Genomic DNA, 3,042 nt, shown 5'->3' with positions numbered 1-3,042 from the left:
GGCGTATCCATCCAATCATTCTCAATGCCTTTCAGGAAATAATCGAAGAACTCCTTCTGTTGTTCCAGCGATTCACGCAAATAGTAGGTTTCCCATTCCTTGCGGCCATGAACCAGCAGCCACTTGTCTTTGGATGAAGCCTGTTTAAAGCCTTCAAAGGTACCGCGGTTATGCAACCCTTGAGTGGACCAGCTGGCGCAAACAAACATGGGTACCTTGATATCGGACAATGTAACCTGTCTTTCTTCCCAGTGCTCATCGAGTAACGGATGTTCTTTTTGCGTCTCTACCATTTCTTCTATGTTGTTATTTGGCCACCGGGTATGTTGCAACTTCTCGAAATCAGCTGAGAAAACCGTTTCCGGTATTCCGCCGTGAAAGTACCATTCCCGGTACAGATCAGAAGTCCCTTCCCACGGGATGATCGCCTTCAGATGAGGCGGATTTATAGCGGCAACCCGCCATTGGGTCATGGCCAGATATGACACACCGTTTAGTCCCACATTGCCATCGCTCCACTCCTGAACGCCGGCCCATTCGATGACTTCATAATAATCTTGAGTTTCCGTTTTCGTCCAAGGATAGAGGTCACCTTCCGAATTTGAACTACCCCGCGTTGCGATTTTAATCAATATATAATCGTTTGGCACCCAAAAACCGGGATCAGGTGACTCAAATGGCGCAAAAAGAGATGTGACGATAGTACCTACCGTCGGCCAGACTTGACGAAAAGTATCATAGGGGGGTAAGCCATCTTTATTATATGGATCCATGCTCATTACCACCGGAAACTTCCCAGGCTTATTCGGACGGAAAACATTGACGTATATTGTGACCCCATCTCGCATTTTAATGGGAACATCCTTCTCCATTATCATCTCTTGATTTCCAAAATGCGCCGTAGTCATGACTATTTTGTTCAAACCTGGTTTAGTGTCATTGGGATGTGTCGTTTTCAGATCAGGACGACCCAAGAATTTGTTCATTTTACATCTACTTCCTTTCATTAAAAATTCATCCGCTGTAACCTATAAGTTCCTTAAAAGTAGCCTCCCAACTTTGAGTGGAAACATACAGATTAGATGATGTTGAATTTTGCTTAGCGTATATTTTTGTTAAAAGTTGGCTGTATCCCTCCTAGATGTTAAGTTATAATAAAGAACAACCTGTTGTGTATTACTTTTCAAATTATAAAATTGAATTAGGTTCTGTTCAATAATTAAAAATGGCAAATGTGTTGGTTACGGAACACCTTTAATAATTGTGTTGGGTAAAAGGAAGGAGGAATTTGCTTGCGTAATAGTAATACTGATTTACGTGTCATTCGGACAAAAGAATCAATTCGACACGCATTAGTAGAATTAATAAATGAAAAAGGGTTCGAAGCAATTACGGTTAAAGACATAACAATTAGTGCGAAAATAAATAGAGGTACATTTTATGCACACTATCAAGACAAATTTGATTTAATGACTAAATGCGAGGAGGAAATTATGCTTGATATGTCCAGAATTACAAAGCAAAACTTCCCAAGTGTTATTGCCGCGCTTGAAACTGACTCTCAGACTTTGACACCATTTTCCTTTACAGTTTCATTATTTGAGTATTTAAATATAAATGGTGAATTTATGAAAGCTGTGTTAGGTCCCAAAGGGGATTTATCATTTCAAACAAGACTGAAAAAATTTATGTGGGAAACACTCTATGGAAATAATCCAAACGCATTTGTAAAGGAAGAAAATCTTCTTGTTCCAGGACAATATTTAGCTTCTTATATGGGAAATGCAATAATAGGGGTCATTCAACAATGGTTGGAAAGTGGCAGGAAAGAATCTCCTCAAGAAATGGCTCGCATCCTAACGACCATTACGGTTAATGGTCCCTTCTTTGCGGCTGGTATGAAAAAGTAATGATAGGTAAAAGGACAGTATCCAAGTTTTTTATGTACTGTCCTTTTTTAATTTGTTCTTGAACTAACCATTGCGTAGTACAATTGAATGCCAAAATCTTTTTGAATAGCAAGATTGAAAAAAGGATTCATATGTAGAGAAAAGAGGGGACAAAATGATCCGCGATAGAGGTAATAAAAAGTGGGTTTCACTAATGTTACCTGAACATGTAAAGATGTTGAGGGAATATAACGCAAGTTATAATAAGATTCCAAAACCGTCTCTTGATGAACAGAAATATGAACAGTTTAATGAAATTGTATCTGAGGCTATGGAAATGATTAATACCTTGGAATTTGCTTATTATTTTCAAGGGGATATCAGACAATACATTGGCAATATTCACTATTTCGATGTATTAAAAAAAGAGTTAAGAATTATTGATCAACGGGCTGAAAAGCACTTTTTAAAATTAGAAAATATCATGGGGATATCAAACTACAATGAATAATTTTCAAAAAAATTGAGTAGCATTAAAAGCAGGACTAAATGAAAAGGACTATCTATATGGACATATCTTTAAAGAATGAATGTTTGAAATTAAAAAGATTTTTCAAAAAAAAGTCTTGATAAAATCATTAAGTGGCAAGGCATGTTTTTAACCGAACATATGAATATGCAACGCAAATGGCGAGTCACCTGCTGGCTGGATTGTATCACGTACACATCCCAGGTTGACATAACACCCGAATTGGGAAGTAACCAGTTTCCTTACTCAATAAAAAAAGCTGCTTTTCATGGCAGCCTATTGATCACCTAAATCTGTGGTCATTTCTTGTTTAATTAAAGCTACTTCACTTTCTGTCATCTCTCCAATTGTTACTTTTTCATCAATAAATTCAAAAAGAACTACATTATTAGAACCCCCTATGTAATCTAATCGATTTTTCTCCCTCTCTAACCACTCATTGGAAGTTCGACGTTTTAAGATTACATTTTCAACAAATTGATTAAACTTCTCCTGAGCTTCGGATCGTAAATGAACAGAAAAGAGTAAAATCTCATCAGGCCAATCGGGATTTTTTTTATAGGAGGAATCAAAAAAAAGGGTTTCCTCTTCCTCTGAATAATCATCGAAGAATATATCCCACTC

3 protein-coding genes and 1 pseudogene are annotated in these 3,042 nt (G+C 37.3%); 2 read left to right on the top strand and 2 right to left on the bottom strand.

The genetic code is table 11. From position 1 onward, the window contains the following. Positions 1–986 (bottom strand): CocE/NonD family hydrolase (locus tag AC1DOS_RS19115; RefSeq protein WP_477538778.1); only part of this gene is annotated, 986 nt, incomplete at its 3' end. Between the two features lie 306 nt (positions 987–1,292). Between AC1DOS_RS19115 and AC1DOS_RS19110 the strand changes: the two genes are divergently transcribed. Continuing rightward, the gene (locus AC1DOS_RS19110) at positions 1,293–1,910 is read left to right on the top strand and encodes a TetR/AcrR family transcriptional regulator (protein WP_477538777.1); all 618 of its coding nucleotides are present in this window, start codon (positions 1,293–1,295) and stop codon (positions 1,908–1,910) included. A gap of 154 nt (positions 1,911–2,064) precedes the next feature. Then, the gene (locus AC1DOS_RS19105; protein ID WP_477538776.1) at positions 2,065–2,400 is read left to right on the top strand and encodes a YolD-like family protein; all 336 of its coding nucleotides are present in this window, start codon (positions 2,065–2,067) and stop codon (positions 2,398–2,400) included. A 294-nt stretch (positions 2,401–2,694) separates the two neighbouring features. Here the strand turns inward: AC1DOS_RS19105 and AC1DOS_RS19100 are convergent. Beyond that, a pseudogene (locus AC1DOS_RS19100) lies at positions 2,695–3,042 on the bottom strand (type II toxin-antitoxin system HicB family antitoxin); the annotation flags it as partial.

Source organism: Paenisporosarcina sp. P5_A11, from assembly GCF_056400705.1.
Note: the sequence above shows the minus strand (reverse complement) of the source record. Positions and strands in the feature narration are given on the sequence as shown.

Excerpts from the sequence above, each read along its gene's own strand:
- AC1DOS_RS19105 (WP_477538776.1), top strand. The coding sequence starts at position 2,065 with ATGATCCGCGATAGAGGTAATAAAAAGTGGGTTTCACTAATGTTACCT.